Annotated in this window: 17 protein-coding genes; 4 read left to right on the forward strand and 13 right to left on the reverse strand. The window is 70.2% G+C overall.

The window, feature by feature from the left end:
- Positions 1–2: 2 nt before the first annotated feature.
- The 7 genes from ACQEXA_RS16545 to ACQEXA_RS16575 all read right to left on the reverse strand — a co-directional run bounded on the left by ACQEXA_RS16545 (position 3) and on the right by ACQEXA_RS16575 (position 7,104).
- A complete protein-coding gene (locus ACQEXA_RS16545) occupies positions 3–401 on the reverse strand; it encodes an OB-fold nucleic acid binding domain-containing protein (RefSeq protein ID WP_433130456.1) in 399 nt (132 codons plus the stop codon).
- Between the two features lie 64 nt (positions 402–465).
- Entirely contained in the window at positions 466–1,149 is a 684-nt protein-coding gene (locus ACQEXA_RS16550) for a response regulator (protein WP_432933800.1), read from the reverse strand.
- The gene (locus ACQEXA_RS16555) at positions 1,146–3,689 is read right to left on the reverse strand and encodes an ATP-binding protein (RefSeq protein ID WP_432933798.1); all 2,544 of its coding nucleotides are present in this window, start codon (positions 3,687–3,689) and stop codon (positions 1,146–1,148) included. Before ACQEXA_RS16555 ends, ACQEXA_RS16550 begins: the two co-directional genes overlap by 4 nt.
- A gap of 186 nt (positions 3,690–3,875) precedes the next feature.
- Entirely contained in the window at positions 3,876–5,084 is a 1,209-nt protein-coding gene (locus ACQEXA_RS16560) for an alginate lyase family protein (RefSeq protein ID WP_433130458.1), read from the reverse strand.
- A gap of 163 nt (positions 5,085–5,247) precedes the next feature.
- A complete protein-coding gene (locus tag ACQEXA_RS16565) occupies positions 5,248–6,006 on the reverse strand; it encodes a DUF3710 domain-containing protein (protein WP_432933794.1) in 759 nt (252 codons plus the stop codon).
- A gap of 1 nt (position 6,007) precedes the next feature.
- On the reverse strand, positions 6,008–6,523 hold the full coding sequence (gene dut, locus ACQEXA_RS16570) for a dUTP diphosphatase (protein WP_432933792.1): 516 nt from the start codon (positions 6,521–6,523) through the stop codon (positions 6,008–6,010).
- A complete protein-coding gene (locus tag ACQEXA_RS16575) occupies positions 6,520–7,104 on the reverse strand; it encodes a PaaI family thioesterase (protein WP_432933790.1) in 585 nt (194 codons plus the stop codon). Before ACQEXA_RS16575 ends, dut begins: the two co-directional genes overlap by 4 nt.
- 58 nt (positions 7,105–7,162) lie before the next feature.
- Here ACQEXA_RS16575 and ACQEXA_RS16580 point away from each other — a divergent pair, with 58 nt between their 5' ends.
- Positions 7,163–7,624, forward strand: coding sequence for a DUF3093 domain-containing protein (locus ACQEXA_RS16580; RefSeq protein WP_360989717.1), 462 nt, complete (start codon positions 7,163–7,165; stop codon positions 7,622–7,624).
- Positions 7,625–7,645: 21 nt separating this feature from the next.
- Here the strand turns inward: ACQEXA_RS16580 and ACQEXA_RS16585 are convergent, their stop codons facing one another.
- The 4 genes from ACQEXA_RS16585 to ACQEXA_RS16600 all read right to left on the reverse strand — a co-directional run bounded on the left by ACQEXA_RS16585 (position 7,646) and on the right by ACQEXA_RS16600 (position 11,140).
- Entirely contained in the window at positions 7,646–8,548 is a 903-nt protein-coding gene (locus ACQEXA_RS16585; RefSeq protein ID WP_432933788.1) for a hypothetical protein, read from the reverse strand.
- A 13-nt stretch (positions 8,549–8,561) separates the two neighbouring features.
- Positions 8,562–8,858 (reverse strand): DUF4193 domain-containing protein, encoded by a 297-nt coding sequence (locus tag ACQEXA_RS16590; protein WP_003993510.1) that lies wholly within the window; start codon positions 8,856–8,858, stop codon positions 8,562–8,564.
- 390 nt (positions 8,859–9,248) lie between these two features.
- Positions 9,249–10,481 (reverse strand): sensor histidine kinase, encoded by a 1,233-nt coding sequence (locus tag ACQEXA_RS16595; RefSeq protein WP_432939625.1) that lies wholly within the window; start codon positions 10,479–10,481, stop codon positions 9,249–9,251.
- Between the two features lie 5 nt (positions 10,482–10,486).
- A complete protein-coding gene (locus tag ACQEXA_RS16600) occupies positions 10,487–11,140 on the reverse strand; it encodes a response regulator transcription factor (protein ID WP_055494404.1) in 654 nt (217 codons plus the stop codon).
- 414 nt (positions 11,141–11,554) lie between these two features.
- Here ACQEXA_RS16600 and ACQEXA_RS16605 point away from each other — a divergent pair, with 414 nt between their 5' ends.
- Complete coding sequence (locus ACQEXA_RS16605; RefSeq protein ID WP_181923169.1) at positions 11,555–11,728, forward strand: hypothetical protein; 174 nt, start codon at positions 11,555–11,557, stop codon at positions 11,726–11,728.
- A 287-nt stretch (positions 11,729–12,015) separates the two neighbouring features.
- Here ACQEXA_RS16605 and ACQEXA_RS16610 read toward each other — a convergent pair whose 3' ends face one another.
- The gene (locus tag ACQEXA_RS16610; protein WP_432933785.1) at positions 12,016–12,834 is read right to left on the reverse strand and encodes an inositol monophosphatase family protein; all 819 of its coding nucleotides are present in this window, start codon (positions 12,832–12,834) and stop codon (positions 12,016–12,018) included.
- A gap of 8 nt (positions 12,835–12,842) precedes the next feature.
- Positions 12,843–13,970, reverse strand: coding sequence for a ferrochelatase (locus ACQEXA_RS16615; RefSeq protein WP_433130460.1), 1,128 nt, complete (start codon positions 13,968–13,970; stop codon positions 12,843–12,845).
- A 243-nt stretch (positions 13,971–14,213) separates the two neighbouring features.
- Here ACQEXA_RS16615 and ACQEXA_RS16620 point away from each other — a divergent pair, with 243 nt between their 5' ends.
- Together ACQEXA_RS16620 and ACQEXA_RS16625 are read left to right on the forward strand one after the other, a co-directional pair.
- The gene (locus tag ACQEXA_RS16620; RefSeq protein WP_432933781.1) at positions 14,214–15,452 is read left to right on the forward strand and encodes an MFS transporter; all 1,239 of its coding nucleotides are present in this window, start codon (positions 14,214–14,216) and stop codon (positions 15,450–15,452) included.
- Positions 15,412–16,731 carry a D-arabinono-1,4-lactone oxidase gene (locus tag ACQEXA_RS16625; RefSeq protein ID WP_432933779.1) on the forward strand — a complete coding sequence of 440 codons (1,320 nt, stop codon included), beginning with the start codon at positions 15,412–15,414 and terminating at the stop codon, positions 16,729–16,731. Before ACQEXA_RS16620 ends, ACQEXA_RS16625 begins: the two co-directional genes overlap by 41 nt.
- The last annotated feature ends 245 nt before the right edge of the window (positions 16,732–16,976 follow it).

The following is a 16,976-nucleotide window of genomic DNA, read 5'->3' on the forward strand; positions in this document are numbered from 1 at the left end:
GGCTACTCCCGTCCGAGTGGTCTGAGTTCGTACTTCGGGTTGAACAGGACTCTGCGGCCCCGGCTCATCGAGATCCGGCCTGACGCGATCAGCTTGCGTCCCGGCTCGATCCCGACGATGGAGCGCCTGCCCAGCCACACCACGTCCAGGGCCGCCGAACCGTCGAACAGCTCGGCTTCCAGCGCCGGCACACCGGCCCGCGGGCGCAGCGTGACCGTGCGCAACGTACCAGTAACCGTGACGATCTGCCGGTCGTGGCAGTCCCCGATCCGCGTACAGCCGGTGGTCTCGGCGTCCTCCCGCAGTTCCTCCGAATCCAGCTCCTCCTGCGAGGAGGAGAGACGGTCGAGCATGCGGCGGAGCCGGCCGACCGGCCTTTCGGAGCGGGGGACAGCAGTCATACAGAAAGCCTACCGGGGGACGCCTCGCACCGGCGTACCCGAGGCACCGCCCGGGCGGCCCGGCTCACTTCTCGAACCGGTAGCCCATGCCGGGTTCGGTGATGAAGTGCTTGGGGTGCGAGGGGTCCGTCTCCAGCTTCCGTCGCAGCTGGGCCATGTAGACCCGCAGATAGTTGGTCTCCGTCCCGTACGACGGCCCCCACACCTCCTGGAGCAGCTGCTTCTGGCTGACCAGGCGCCCGGTGTTGCGGACGAGCACCTCCAGCAGATGCCACTCCGTGGGGGTGAGGCGTACGTCCTTGCCGTCGCGGTTGACCTTCTTCGCGGCCAGGTCGACCGTGAAGCCGTCGGTCTCCACCATCACGTCGTCGTCATCGCCGCCGGTCGGCTCGGCACGGCGGACGGCGGCGCGCAGACGGGCCAGCAGCTCGTCCATGCCGAACGGCTTGGTGACGTAGTCGTCGGCGCCCGCGTCGAGCGCCTCGACCTTCTCGTCCGAGGAGTGGCGTGCGGACAGCACCAGGATCGGCACCCGGGTCCAGCCGCGCAGGCCCTTGATCACCTCGACGCCGTCCATGTCCGGCAGCCCGAGGTCCAGCACCACGACATCGGGGTGGCGGGCGGCGGCGAGCTGGAGCGCGGTCGCGCCGTCGGGGGCCGCGTCGACCTCGTACTTGCGCGCCTTCAGGTTGATCACGAGGGCGCGCACGATCTGCGGCTCGTCGTCGACCACGAGCACCCGGGTCATGTGGTTTGCCTTTCTGGTTCAGCGAGTCGTTCGGGGCCGAGAACACTCTCCACGGCCCGAAGTGTGAGCACCATCGTGAGCCCGCCGCCGGGGGTGTCCTCGGCGGTCAGGGTGCCGCCCATGGCCTCGGCGAAGCCGCGGGCGACCGCCAGGCCGAGGCCGACGCCGGCACCGCGCGGAGCGTCACCGTACCGCTGGAAGGGCTCGAAGATCCGTTCCTTCGCGTCGTCGGGCACACCCGGACCGCGGTCGACGACACGGACCTCCACGCGGTCGGCGAGGGCGCTCGCCGAGACCACCACGGGCGTCCCCAGGGGGCCGTACTTGACCGCGTTCTCGACGAGGTTGGCGACCGTGCGCTCCAGGAGTCCGGCGTCCACCTCGACCATCGGCAGGGTCTCTGGGATGTCCAGTTCCACGCTGCCCCCGGGTACACCGCCGAGCGCCATCGGGACGACCTCGTCCAGGTCGACCTCCCGGATCAGGGGGGTGACGGTGCCGGTCTGAAGCCGGGACATGTCCAGCAGGTTGCCCACCAGGTGGTCGAGTCGGTCGGCCCCTTCCTCGATCGCCGCGAGCAACTCGGCCCGGTCCTCCTCCGACCACTCCACGTCGTCCGACCTGAGCGAGGTGACCGAGGCCTTGATGCCCGCGAGCGGGGTGCGCAGGTCATGGCTGACGGCCGCCAGCAGGGCGGTGCGGATCCGGTTGCCCTCGGCCAGCGCGCGGGCCTGTTCGGCTTCCTGCCGCAGGCGCTGGCGGTCGAGGGCCACCGTCGCCTGTGCGGCGAAGGCGGCCAGCACCCGGCGGTCCGAGGCGGGCAGTACCCGCCCGGACAGCACCAGCGCCATGTTGTCGCCCACCGGCACGTCCACGTCGGCGTCCTCCGGCCGTCCGGTCGGCGCGCCCGGGCCCACGCTGCCCGCGCAGGTCCAGGGATCGAGCTCGCTGGTGCGTTCCAGCACCGCCGCCGACTCCATGGCGAAGGTCTCGCGCACCCGTTCGAGGATCTCGTCCAGGCTGGTCTCACCGCGCAGCACACTGCCCGCGAGGAGGGAGAGGATCTCGGACTCGGCGCGCAGCCGTGCCGCCTGGTGGGTGCGCCGGGCCGCGAGATCCACCACCGAGGCCACCGACACGGCGACGCCGACGAAGATCACGATGGCGACGATGTTCCTCGGGTCGGCGATCGTCAGCCGGTGCAGCGGGGGCGTGTAGTAGTAGTTCAGCAGCAGGGAGCCCAGCGCGGCCGAGGCGAGCGCCGGGAAGAGCCCCCCGAGCAGGGCCGCCGCCACGGTCAGGGCCAGGAACAGCAGCATGTCGTTGGCGAGACCGAGGTGCACGGCGATCAGCAGCAGGGCCAGCACGACCGGCCCGACGACGCCGACCAGCCAGCCCGTCAGGATGCGCGTACGGCCGAGGCGCGCCCCGCGGGTCACCGGGAGACCGCGTCCCTTGGCGACCTCTTCGTGGGTGACGATGTGCACGTCGAGGTCGGGGCCGGACTCGCGGGCGACCGTCGCACCGACGCCGGGTCCGAAGATGTACTGCCAGGTCTTGCGGCGCGAGGAGCCGAGCACGATCTGGGTCGCGTTCACGCCGCGGGCGAAGTCCAGCAGCGCCGCGGGTATGTCCTCGCCCACCACATGGTGGAAGGTGCCGCCCAGGTCCTCGACGAGGGTGCGCTGGACGGCGAGCTCCTTCGGCGAGGCCGAGGTGAGCCCGTCGGTGCGGGAGATGTAGACGGCCAGCACCTCGCCGCCTGCGCCCTTCTCCGCGAGCCGCGCGGCGCGGCGGATCAGGGTCCGTCCCTCGGGGCCGCCGGTGAGTCCGACCACGATCCGCTCGCGCGAACCCCAGATCTTCGACACCTGGTGCTCACTGCGGTACGCGGTCAGGTATTCGTCGACCCGGTCCGCCACCCACAGCAGGGCCAGCTCCCGCAGGGCGGTCAGGTTTCCGGGCCGGAAGTAGTTGGACAGGGCCGCGTCGACCTTGTCCGGCTTGTAGATGTTGCCGTGCGCCATCCGGCGGCGCAGCGCCTGGGGCGACATGTCGACGAGCTCGATCTGGTCAGCGCGCCGCACCACTTCGTCGGGTACGGTCTCGCGCTGCCGTATGCCGGTGATGGACTCGACGACGTCGCCGAGGGACTCCAGGTGCTGGATGTTGACGGTCGAGACCACATCGATCCCGGCGGCCAGCAGCTCCTCGACATCCTGCCAGCGCTTGGCGTTGCGTGAGCCGGGGATGTTCGTGTGGGCGAGCTCGTCCACCAGGGCGACGGCGGGGGCACGACGCAGGACCGCGTCCACGTCCATCTCGGTGAAGACCGAGCCGCGGTGGACGAGCTCCTTGCGGGGTATCTGCTCCAGGCCGTGCAGCATCACCGCCGTGCGCGGGCGGTCGTGGTGCTCGACGAAGGCCACCACGCAGTCCGTGCCGCGCTCGACGCGTCGGTGTGCCTCGGACAGCATGGCGTATGTCTTGCCCACGCCGGGTGCCGCACCGAGGTAGATCCGAAGCTTGCCGCGTCCCATGGCCCCATTGTCTTCCCATCACACCTGCGTACGCTGCGTCGACTTTACGGCCAATAATCACGGCAAATGGGACGGGGTGCCTCGGCCAGGGCCTCTTTGACGCAACCCTGATGCGTCCGCCGAGCCGCTGCGGACGGTACGGCGGCCGGGCTCCGAGGCAGCGGAGCCACGGCCGCCGTACACGGTTCAGGACGGATTGTCCCCGTGCGTGAGGGTTTCCCAGGCCACGAAGAGGTTGTTGCTGCCGGCCGGTCGGTTCCGCTCGGTCAGCGCCTGGGTGTTGGTCATCGCGATGCCCAGGCGGTTGTGGAGCGCGTTGTAGCCGACCTCGGTGACCGGTCCGAGGCCGAGGGTGAGCGAGCCCCCGCACAGCCAGCTGGGCACGGCCGTGCCCAGCTGGTACTTGGACTGGAAGCCGAGCGCCTGCCGCAGCCGCTCGCCGACGTCGGTGCCGTACAGGTCCTGCCCCTGGACCCGGCTGGTCTCCGCGACGTGCGAGATGGCGGAGATGCCGTAGCCGGTGTGCGTGAAGTCGCGGCAGGTCTCCTGGGTGAGCCCGGTGACGAAGGTCGACTGCCCCTGCCAGTACGAGATGATCTTGTCCCTGGTGTCGAGGTGCTGGCTCGGCACGGTCTTCGGCAGATCGCCGTCGGAAGCGAGATAGACGTACGCGGCCGTGCGGGTGCGGAACCGCGCCATCGCCTGGTCGTACGACGTCCTGTCCTCGAGGAAGACGGAGATGCCGACGGCGGCCTCCATCATGGACAGCTCCCAGTTGCCGTTGGAGTTGGAGCCGCCGATCACCTTCGGCAGGTAGACGTCGCGGAGCATGGTGGCGAAGCGCCCGGAGTTGGCCCAGGTGCCGGTGTACGTGTACTTGATGATCTCCGCCGCCTTGGGCCAGGACGAGCCCGCCCAGCCGGTCTGCAGGGGCGCGTTGCTGTTGGTGTGCTCCTTGATGACGGCCGACCAGGCGTCCATCAGCTGGATGGACTTCTGCGCATACCGGTCGTCGCGGGTGATGTACCAGGCGAGGGCGTCGGTGTACGCGGCGATCGCGTCCTCGCGCTCGTCGGTGCAGCCGTAGTTCGGATTCGAGTACGAGCCGCATTCCACGGTCGCACGGGGCTTGGGGGTGCGGTTCAGATCGGCGTACTCGCTCGCCATCATCTGGTCGAAGGCGGCCTTCCAGGGCTGGGCGCCGGCGTTCACCCTGGCACGGGCGAAGTCCAGCTGCCCCCTGGAGACGGTGACTCCGGGATGGACGAAGGTGACGGGGGCGGCGCCGGCGCTGGGGGGCTCCGGCAGGAGGAGACCGGCCGCCAGCACGGCGACCGACGTGACGAACAGCAAGGCCCGGGATGTGCGGCGACGACGTGGGGGTGCAGCGCGCATACGACAGCCACCCGTTCTTGTATGTGAACGATGAGCGTATTATTGAACGCTCGCGTTGGCCGGTGACCATAGGTACAGACCAACTGGCCGTCAAGGGGCCGCACACGAAGAGGCCGTACCCCTTGCGGGGTACGGCCTCGTGTCGGTTGTGTACGCGAAGCTGTCAGCGGACCTCGGTGATCTCGGGTCCCCGCTGCAACTGGCCCATGCCGCCCGAGAAGCGGGAGCCCTCCTCCTGCTGCACGCCCTCGGGCACCATCTGCGCGTCGTTGGGCAGCTTCAGGACGATCGGATCGCGGGGCGCCATCGGGCCCTCGCCGCGGACCACGACCGTGTCCCTGAAGATCTGTTCGAGCAGGCCCGCCGCCTGCGGCTGCACGGCACCCTGACCGGAGATCACACCGCGCAGGAACCAGCGGGGACCGTCCACACCGATGAACCGCACGACCTGGAATCCGCCCGTGCCGTCCGGCAGCTGCACCGGTACCTGAGCGCGCAGCTCCCAGCCCAGCGGTCCCTCGACCTCGTCGACGATGCCGCCCTGCTGGGTGATGCCGCTGGCGATCTCCTCGCGCACCTCGCCCCAGATGCCCTCGCGCTTGGGCGCAGCGAAGGCCTGCAGCTGGACGGCGCTGTCCCGCAGGACGACGGTGGCCGCGACGATCGCGTCTCCCGCGACCTCGACCCGCAGCTCCATGCCCTCGACCGCGGGCACGAGCAGACCGCCGAGATCCACCCGGCCCTCGTCGGGCTCCCGGACCTCGGTGCTGTCCCAGGGGCCGTCGGGCCGGGGCTCCGGTTCGAGCCTCACGCGCTCGTGCTCGACCTCTTCGTCCGCCTCAGTGTCGACACCGTCGACGACCTGCTCGGCCTCGCCGGCCGCGTCCTCGGCGGCATCCTTCTTGTTGCGACGTCCGAACACGTCACTGTCCTTCCCGGTCGGATACGACCGAAGCGTATCGATTCCCACCCGTTGTGCCGCCCATCGCGGCGTGACCGCCGGTGGACCCGAAGCCCCCTGCGGCCCGCGCCGAGTCGGGAAGCTCCGCCACCTCCTGGAAGCGGACCCTCTCGACTTGCTGGACGACCAATTGGGCGATCCGGTCGAAGCGCTCGAACCGCACGGACTCGCGCGGGTCGAGATTCACCACGATCACCTTGATCTCCCCACGGTACCCGGCATCAACCGTCCCCGGGGCATTCACGAGGGCGACACCGCAGCGGGCGGCGAGACCGGACCGTGGATGCACGAAGGCCGCGTACCCCTCGGGGAGCGCCACAGACACACCCGTGGGAAGTACGGCCCGCTCTCCCGGCTCGAGCTCGCAGCTTTCCGTGGTGCGCAGATCGGCTCCGGCGTCGCCGGGATGCGCGTACGCCGGAAGCGGTACGTCGGGGTCGACGCGCCGGATCAGCACGTTCACGGGGTCGCTGCTCACGGATTCACCTCGAAGGCTCGTGCGCGCCGGAGCCGGTCCGGGTCGTTCATGGCCGCCTGGATCTCCTCGAGGCGGCCGTTGTCGATGAAGTGGTCGACCTTCACCTCGATGAAGAGGGCCTCCGCCCGGACGGCCACGGGCCCGTCCGGGCCGCCGATCCGCCCGGTCGCCCTCGAGTAGATCTTCCGTCCGGCCACCGCCGTCACCTCGGCCTCCAGATACAGCACGGTGTCCACGGGGACCGGCCGGACGAAGTCGGTCTCCAGCCGTCCCGTCACCGCGATGGTGCGCAGCAGCCAGTTCAGCGAGCCGAGGGTCTCGTCCAGGGCGGTGGCGAGGACCCCGCCGTGGGCCAGGCCGGGCGCGCCCTGGTGCGCGGGCTGGACGGTGAACTCGGCGGTGATGGAGACGCCCTCACCGGCCCGCGCCTGCAGGTGCAGCCCGTGGGGCTGCTCTCCGCCGCATCCGAAGCACTGCCCGTAGTGGGCGCCGAGGAGTTCACCCGGTGCCGGGGCATCGGGGTGCCGTACGGGCGCCACGGCGTGGTCGGGAGGCGTCAGAGCTGCGGAAGTACCACTCACAGGCGCAGACCTTACCCGCGCGTGAGCGTGCTTCGGACACCGTGCCAAGCTTGGCTTCATGCAGCTCTCCGCGCCGCCGTACGAAGAACGTCTCACCGCGCCGCGGTCCTGGTGGCTGATGTGCCTCCTGACCGGTGTCGCGCTGGCCCTGATCCTGCTCCCCTTCGGCACGTTGCCGCTGCTCGGCGGGCTGGTCGGCGGCACCGCCGCCGCCGCGGTGGTGGCGAGCTCGTACGGCTCCCTCCGCATCCGCGTGGTGGGCGACTCGCTGATCGCCGGCGAGGCGAAGATCCCGGTGTCGGCGCTCGGCGACTCGGAGATCCTGGACGCGGAGGAGGCCCGTGCCTGGCGCACCTACAAGGCCAACACGCGCGCCTTCATGCTCCTGCGCGCCTACATCCCGACCGCTCTCAAGGTCGAGGTGACGGACCCGCAGGACCCGACGCCGTACCTGTATCTGTCGACCAGGGAGCCGGAGAAGCTGGCAGCCGCGATCAAGGCGGCCCGGGCGCGGGGGTGACAGCGGGACCGCGCCGGCTCGTCAGTACCCCGGCGGCAGGGCGTCCTTCGGCTGCTCCAGCGGCGGCAGCTCCGGCAAGGCCTCCCACGGCACCTGCACCTTGCGCAGGTCCGACCGGACGCGATCCGCGAGCCGTCGGGTGTCCTGCCCGTTCATGACCGCCCCCACCGCGGCGCCCACCAGGAAGGGCATGAGACTGGGCAGGTCGCGCACCACTCGCTTCATGATCTGCTGTCGCAGTCTGCGCTTCACCTGACCACCGAGGGCCGTGTCTATGGTCGACGGCCTGGTCACGTCGATGCCGCGCTCGCCCGACCACGAGCGCAGATAAGCGGTACTGCGCTGGGCGAGGTTCCCGGCCGGCCGCCGCCCGTACACCTCGTGCAGTTCGGCGATCAGTTTGATCTCGACCCCGGCGACTCCGGTGATCTCCGCGGCCAGTTCGGTCGGCATGGCAGGCGGCACGGGCAGCATCGCCGCGGCCCCGATGCCGGCCCCGACCGTGGCCGTCCCCCTCGCGGCGCCCGCAACCAGCTTGTCGGCCAGTTCCTCGGGCCCGAGGCCGGGGAACTGCCTGCGGAGGGTCGCGAGGTCACGGACGGGGATCCGCGGGGCCGTCTCGATGACCCGGTCGGTGAGGTTGACCAGGGCCACCTTGGCCCAGCCACCGCCCTTGCGGACGCCTTCCTGGACCCCGTCCCGGACGGCGGCCGCACGGCGCTGCCACACGGGTACCGGCGGTCGGGCCGGTACCTCCTCGGGCCCTTCCGGGGCCGTGGAGGCTTGTGCCGGTTCGAGCGAGGCTGCTCCCGGATCGGAAGAGCCCCGCTCGTCGTCACGTGCGCCACGGGAACCCTCGGAGGGCTCCAGGTCCGCTCCCTTGTGCGGGAAGCGGCGCTTCCGAGGAGGGGTCGAGCCAGTCACGGCCGACCCGTCCTCAGTCGCAGTCGCGGCAGATCGGCTGACCGTTCTTCTCCCGGGCCAGCTGGCTGCGGTGGTGCACCAGGAAGCAGCTCATGCAGGTGAACTCGTCCTGCTGCTTCGGCAGCACACGGACGGCCAGCTCCTCGTTCGAGAGGTCTGCGCCCGGCAGCTCAAGGCCTTCCGCGGCCTCGAACTCATCGACGTCGACGGCAGAAGCGGACTTGTCGTTCCGCCTGGCCTTCAGCTCCTCAAGGCTGTCGGAGTCGACATCGTCGTCGGTCTTGCGTGGGGTGTCGTAGTCGGTTGCCATTTCGCTCTCCCCCTCTGGGTGTCTGCGGGTGTCTCCAGCGCACGTAACGCGTGAGAGGCCGGACTTGTGCCCGCCTCGAGGCGGAGATTTTGCCTCACATCAAGGTCTGTTACTCAATCGACACCCAACCGGACTCCTCAAGAGTGATCGGGTTGGATGGCGAACGGGACCGTACACGGTCCGTGTGCCCCAGTACAAAGGCATCTCACCGTGTACTTCCCGTGATCAAGGCCCGGGAAAACCCGGATTTTTAGGCTTTATGGGCACCCGAACGATCACAGAGAGTAGATGGCTGGAAAAACATCGCTGTGATCGATCACACAAGGACAATCGAGGGCCCGGATCAGAAAATTCTGCGCAAAGCGAACATCCGACCGAGCCGACGTCCTCTCAGGTGGGCAAGGTGACGCGCATCACCAGTCCACCGCCCTCCCGGGGCTGCGCGCTGATGTGCCCGCCGTGGGCGCGCGCCACGGACCGCGCGATCGACAGACCCAGCCCCACGCCCTTGTCGCTGCCCGTGCGCTCCGTACGGAGCCGGGTGAAAGGCTCGAAGAGGTTGTCGATCTCGTAGGCGGGGACCACCGGTCCGGTGTTGGAGACCACCAGCACGGCCTCGCCGTGCTGGAGCTCGGTCGTCACCTCGACCCAACCGCCCTCCGGGATGTTGTAACGCACCGCGTTCTGAACGAGGTTCAGGGCGATCCGCTCCAGCAGGACCCCATTGCCCTGGACGACCGCCGGGCCGCGCCGGCCGCGGATCTCGATGCCCTTGGCCTCCGCCTCGGCGTGCACCTGGTCGACGGCCTGGGACGCCACCTCCGCCAGATCGACGGGCTTGCGCTCGACGATCTGGTTGTCGCTGCGGGCGAGCAGCAGCAGGCCCTCCACGAGCTGCTCACTGCGCTCATTGGTGGCGAGCAGCGTCTTGCCGAGCTGCTGCAGCTCGACGGGCGCCGCCGGATCGGACAGGTGCACCTCGAGGAGCGTGCGGTTGATCGCCAGCGGGGTGCGCAGCTCGTGCGAGGCGTTCCCGACGAAGCGCTGCTGGGCGGTGAACGCCCGCTGCAGCCGCTCCAGCATGTCGTCGAAGGTGTCCGCCAGCTCCTTCAGCTCGTCGTCGGGGCCGTCCAGCTCGATACGGCGGGACAGGTCCGAGCCGGCCACCGCACGCGCGGTACGGGTGATCCGGCCGAGCGGCGAGAGCACACGGCCGGCCATCGCGTAACCGAAGGCGAAGGCGATCACCGCAAGGCCCAGGAGGGCCAGCAGCGAGCGGCTGAGCAGGTTGTCGAGGGCGTGCTGGCGCTGCTCGTTCACGCACGCGTTCATGGCGTTGTTGAGCTCGTTCGCCGTGGGGGACGCGGGGAAGTTGCAGGTGTCGCTGGCGACCTGACCCGAGAGGATCTTGAACGGCAGTTCGCTGCCCACGTTGAGCGCATGCGCAGCGAACAGATAGATGATCGACAGCAGCAGGATGCCTGCGATCAGGAACATGCCGCCGTACAGCAGCGTGAGCCTTATGCGGATGGTCGGGCGCAGCAACGGGAACGCGAGTTCCGGACGGCGTGGGTCCCACGTGGGCCTGGGAGGTGCCATGGGCGGTGCGGGTGTCGGCGACACGGTCATCAGATCCGGTATCCGGAGCCGGGCACGGTCACGATGACCGGGGGCTCTCCGAGCTTGCGGCGCAGGGTCATGACGGTCACGCGCACGACATTGGTGAAGGGGTCCGTGTTCTCGTCCCAGGCCTTCTCCAGGAGCTGCTCGGCCGAGACCACGGCACCCTCGCTGCGCATGAGCACCTCCAGGACGGCGAACTCCTTGGGGGCGAGCTGGACCTCCTTGCCCTCCCGGAAGACCTCACGGCGGTTGGGGTCCAGCTTGATCCCGGCGCGCTCCAGGACGGGCGGCAGCGGCACGCTCGTGCGCCGGCCGAGGGCGCGTACGCGCGCGATGAGCTCGCTGAACGCGAACGGCTTGGGGAGGTAGTCGTCGGCGCCGATCTCCAGACCCTCCACGCGGTCGCTGACGTCGCCCGAAGCGGTGAGCATCAGCACCCGGGTGGGCATGCCGAGCTCGACGATCTTGCGGCAGACGTCGTCGCCGTGCACGAGCGGGAGGTCGCGGTCGAGGACGACCACGTCGTAGTCGTTGACGCCGATGCGCTCCAGGGCAGCCGCACCGTCGTACACGACGTCGACGGCCATGGCCTCCCGGCGCAGTCCCGTGGCCACCGCATCGGCGAGCAGTTGCTCGTCCTCGACGACGAGTACGCGCACGTCGCTTGTCCTTCCTCTGTCCACCCGCGTCACCCGATTGCGGGCAGCCCACGGGCAGGTCTGTCGTGGATGAGCTCCATCCTGCCCTTTTCAGCCGTAAACCGGCTGTAAGACGGGGTGAGGCGCTCCGCCATACCGGGGCGGCGGTCCGGGAATGAGAAAAAATCTCGGGCGGTTGAGGTTTCCGTGGAAGGGCGCGGGGGGAGGACGGCTTTACACCCCGCGATCACGCTCTGCATGTGGCACACCACGATGTGGTCGGCTGCTCACCGCTTCCCGCAGGGCGGGCGTGGGTGTCCGGCACCGTCGCCGCCCAGCCAGGGCTGCGCTGGGCACCCAGTGGAAACGTGATCGACCTTCCCAACGGCACACCCCCGTGCCATCGACCCACGACCCAGGACGAGGGGGCGCAGCATGGACGCATTCACCGCAGGACTTCTGCAGCGCATACGGGCGACCGAGTCCGACCTGACGCGGGCGCGCGAAACCGGCGACGACTTCCTCGCGGAGGTCGAGCAGTCGGAGCTCGACGACCTGCATCGCCTTGCCGCCGAGCACGGTGTGGAAGTCGGCGCGACGCGCGTCTGATCAGCTCGCACCAAGCGGGCCCCGGCAGATCCAAGCCGGGGCCCGCTTCGCGTGCCTGGGCTGTGGGAGCGAAGGCCCGGGCCCGGCACTTTCTCGGAGGCGGGATCGCCGGAGCCCGCACGGGTGGGCGGCCGAGTGGGTGATCCTGCCGAAGCCACGCACGGACCACCGGTCGGTCCGTCGAGCGCGCTCCCCCGGCCGGCGCACGCCCGTCGATCCGGCCCGGGGACCCGCCCACGAGCCTCAGGCCCGGCCCTGGGGTCACGCACGGGCCGGGTGGGTGTGGCTCAGTCGTGCCACGCTCCCAGCTCGTCCAGCCGGGCCTGGAGCCGCTCGAAGAGACCCGGTGGGGCGGCGATCGTCAAGGCCGGGGAGATCGGCTCCCCGGGGCGGCCGCCGGTCAGCGCGCCCGCCTCGCGCGCGATCAGGTCGCCGGCCGCGTAGTCCCAGGGGTTCAGCCCCCGCTCGTAGTACGCGTCCAGGCGGCCCGCCGCCACATCGCACAGGTCGATCGCGGCCGAGCCGCCCCGCCGGATGTCCCGTACCTCGGGGATCAGCCGACGGGCCACCTCGGCCTGCTGGGCCTTGCGCTCGGCGCGATAGCCGAAGCCGGTGCTCACCAGGGCCAGGCCGAGCTCGGCCGCGGGACGCACCCGCGCGGGGCGGTCGTTCACGAACGCCCCCTCGCCCTGGACGGCCCGGAAGATCTCCTCGCGCATGGGGGCGTGGACCACTCCCACCAGCGTCTCCCCGTCCTTGCGGGCGGCGATGGAGATCGACCAGCTCGGCAGCCCGTAGAGGTAGTTGACCGTTCCGTCGATCGGGTCGATCACCCACTCGACACCGCTGCTGCCCTCGACACTGGCCCCCTCCTCGCCGAGCAGGCCGTCGTCCGGCCGGCGGTCGGACAGGAGCCCGGTGATGAGCTTCTCGGCGGCGATGTCCATCTCGGTGACGACGTCGATGGCACTGGACTTGGTGGCGGCCACCCCGAGGTCCTCGGGGCGCCTGTCGCGCAGGAAGGCGCCCGCGCGGGTCGCGGCGTCCAGCGCGATCTCCAGGAGTTCGGCCTTCAGCCGCTGCGACGGCTCGGACTGCTCGGTCACGGTGTTCCTCACGCGTAGGGGCTGTCGGCGCCCGCGGCGGCGGGCTTGGGGGCACGGGCCGGGCAGCAGCCCACCGGACAGACGTTGTGGCTCGGGCCCAAGGCGCCGAGGGCGCACGCGGCGGCCTGCTGCCCCCGCTCGGCCGTGGCGCGCTCGACGATCAGGTCGCGGACGGCGGCGGCGAACCTCGGGTCGGCGCCCACGGTGGCCGAGCGGCGCACCGGCAGCCCCAGCTCCTGCGCCTTGGCCGTGGCCTCGGTGTCGAGGTCGTAGAGCACCTCCATGTGGTCCGAGACGAACCCGATGGGCGCCATCACGACCGCCGGGACCCCTGCGCCGTGCAGCTCCTCCAGGTGGTCGCAGATGTCCGGCTCCAGCCAGGGGATCTGCGGGGCGCCCGAGCGCGACTGGTAGACGAGCTGCCAGGGGTGGTCGACGCCGGTCCGCTCGCGCACGGCCTCGGCGATCAGCCGGGCCACGTCCAGGTGCTGCTTCACATAGGCCCCACCGTCCCCGTGCTCCTCGACCGGGCCGGAGGTGTCGGCCGCCGACGTGGGGATGGAGTGGGTGCTGAAGACGATGTGGGCGCCGCCCCGGACGTCCTCGGGGAGGTCGGCCAGGGACTTCAGGACGCCCTCGATCATGGGCTCCACGAAGCCGGGGTGGTTGAAGTAGTGCCGCAGCTTGTCGATCCGCGGCAGCTCGAGGCCCTCGCCCTCCAGGGCGGCCAGCGCCCCCGCGAGGTCCTCGCGGTACTGGCGGCAGCCGGAGTAGGACGCGTACGCGCTCGTGGCCAGGACCAGAATGCGGCGGTGGCCGTCGGCGACCATCTCGCGCAGGGTGTCGGTCACGTAGGGCGCCCAGTTGCGGTTGCCCCAGTAGACGGGCAGGTCCAGGCCGTGGTCGGCGAAGTCCTTGCGGAGCGCGTCGAGAAGGGCGCGGTTGTGGCTGTTGATGGGGCTGACCCCGCCGAAGAGGAAGTAGTGCTGCCCCACCTCCTTCAGGCGCTCCTTGGGGATACCCCGGCCTCGCGTCACGTTCTCCAGGAACGGGACCACGTCGTCCGGGCCCTCCGGGCCTCCGAACGAGAGGAGCAGCAGGGCGTCGTACGGTCTGGCGTCTAGTGCGTCGGGCATGTCTACGATCCTGCCACCCGCCTCCGGCAACGCTCCTGCCACCCGCCCGTGCCGGGCAGCCGTTCACGGATGATCGACTGGGCGTTCGGTGCACCGTGGTCCGCCGGTACCGGAACCGGGTCTACTGAGGCGTACCACCGGTACCGTCCGGACACTGGTGCGGACGGTGAGCTGCGCATACGTTAGGGTTGCCTAACTCGTAAGGTGCATGATCGCTTTTCATGCCTTACCATCGGAGACCCCGTGCCCAGCCCCTATCGCGCCTTGTTCGCCGCTCCCGGTTCCAAGGGTTTCTCCACCGCCGGCTTCCTCGGCCGGATGCCTCTGTCGATGATGGGCATCGGCGTGGTGACGATGATCTCCCAGCTCACCGGGCGCTACGGGCTCGCGGGGGCGCTCTCCGCCACCATCGCGCTCTCCGCCGCCGCGGTCGGACCGCAGGTCTCGCGCCTGGTGGACCGGTACGGGCAGCGCCGGATACTGCGCCCCGCGACGCTCTGCGCCCTGACCGCGGCCACCGGGCTACTCCTCACCGCGTATCTGAACGGGCCGGACTGGGTGCTGTTCGTGTGCGCCGCGGGCATCGGCGCGGTGCCGAGCCTCGGCGCCATGATCAGGGCCCGCTGGGCGGCCCTGTACCGGGGCACTCCGCAGCTGCACACCGCCTACTCGTTCGAGTCGGTGGTGGACGAGGTCTGCTTCATCTTCGGGCCGATCATCTCCATCGGCCTGTCCACGAGTTGGTTCCCGGAGGCCGGACCGCTGCTCGCCGCGTGCTTCCTCGCGGCGGGCGTCTTCTGGCTGACCGCCCAGCGCGCCACCGAGCCCGAGCCTCACCCGCGAGAGCACCACACCGGCGGCACCGCGCTGCGCTCACCGGGACTGCGGGTGCTCGTCGCCACGTTCGTGGCCACCGGCACCATCTTCGGCGCGGTCGACGTGGTGACCGTCGCCTTCGCCGACGAGCAGGGCCACAAGGCCGCGGCGAGCGTCGTCCTGGCGCTGTACGCGGCGGGTTCCTGCGTCGCCGGCCTCGTCTTCGGCCTGCTCCGCTTCACCGGGGCGCCGGAACGCAGATGGCTGTTGGGCATATGTGCCATGGCCGTGAGTATGATCCCCCTCCTACTGGTCGGAAACTTGCTGTTTCTGGCCGTGGCGCTGTTCGTTGCGGGCCTGTCCATCGCACCCACGATGATCACGACGATGGCCCTCATCGAGCGGCACGTACCACGCGCGCATCTGACCGAGGGAATGACCTGGATATCCACCGGGCTCGCGGTCGGGGTCGCGATCGGCTCCTCCTTGGCCGGCTGGGTGATCGACGCGGCCGGCGCGAGGTCCGGGTACGGGGTTCCGGCGGTGTCCGGGGCCGTCGCGGTCGCGGTCGGTTTCCTCGGGTATCGCCGGCTGGGCAGGCCGGTTCCGCAGCGGGGAGGGCCCTATGAGCACCACAGTGAGCGGGAAGAGCGGCACGTGGCGTAACTGGGCGGGGAACGTCACCGCCCGGCCCCGACGGGAGGTCACCCCCGCGTCGGTGGAGGAACTCTCCGCCGCCGTACGGCGGGCGGCCGAGGACGGGCTGACGGTGAAGGCCGTCGGCACCGGGCACTCCTTCACCGCCGCCGCCGCGACCGACGGCGTACTGATACGCCCTCAACTGCTGACCGGCATACGCGGGATCGACCGCGAGGCCGGGACCGTCACCGTCGAGGCGGGCACCCCGCTGAAGAGACTCAACGCCGCGCTCGCACGCGAGGGGCTGTCGCTCACCAACATGGGCGACATCATGGAACAGACGATCTCCGGCGCCACCAGCACCGGCACCCACGGCACCGGCCGCGACTCGGGGTCGATCGCCGCCCAGATCAGGGGGCTGGAACTGGTGACGGCCGACGGCTCGGTGCTGAGCTGCTCCGAGAAGGAGAACCCGGACGTCTTCGCGGCAGCGCGCATCGGGATCGGCGCCCTGGGGATCATCACCGCGATCACTTTCGCGGTCGAGCCGATCTTCCTGCTGACGGCTCGCGAGGAGCCGATGCCCCTGGAGAAGGTGCTCGCCGACTTCGACGAACTGTGGGCCGAGAACGAGCACTTCGAGTTCTACTGGTTCCCGCACACCGGGAACACCAACACGAAGCGCAACAACCGCAGCCTCGGCCCCGAGAAGCCCATCGGACAGCTGAGCGGCTGGTTCGAGGACGAATTCCTTTCCAACGGGGTCTTCCAGGTGGCCAATTGGGTCGGCCGCGCCGCGCCCGCCACCATCCCGGCGATCGCCCGGATCTCCAGTCGCGCCCTGTCGGCCCGCACTTACACCGACATCCCCTACAGGGTCTTCACATCGCCGCGCCGGGTGCGGTTCGTGGAGATGGAGTACGCCGTCCCGCGCGAGGCGTTGGTGGAGACGCTGCGCGAACTCAAGGCGATGGTCGACCGCTCGCCCCTGCGCGTCAGCTTCCCCGTCGAGGTGCGAACCGCCCCGGCCGACGACATCGCCCTGTCCACGGCGTCCGGGCGGGACACCGCATACATCGCTGCACACATGTTCCGCGGTACGCCCTATCAGGCATACTTCACCGCCGCCGAGCGCATCTTCACGGCCCACGAGGGACGCCCGCACTGGGGCAAGGTGCACACCCGGGACGCGGAGTACCTCGCCGAGGTCTATCCGCGCTTCGGCGAATTCACCGCTCTGCGGGACCGTCTCGACCCCGACCGGCGCTTCGGAAACGACTATCTGCGCCGCGTATTCGGCGCCTAGGGAAGGCATTTGACAGCCTCTCAGATTCAGTCGCCTTTCCGTCGCAGGGTGATTGCGGTGCTGCGCGTCGGGTGAGGTGCGCCACGTTTGACGGCCGCGAAACGGTGCAGTCGGCGGCCGAGTCACACCCCTTGCCAGAAGTCGGGCGGCGTGCCGATCTACTTAGGTGGCCCGAATGGAGTACTGTTGCGAGCCCTGGGTCCGGTCTCCCGCCAGGGCGTCCGGGGCCTTGCTGGACCGCCGGG

Origin of the sequence: Streptomyces sp. CA-106110 (assembly GCF_050936285.1) — a bacterium.
Classification (GTDB): Bacteria; Actinomycetota; Actinomycetes; order Streptomycetales; family Streptomycetaceae; genus Streptomyces.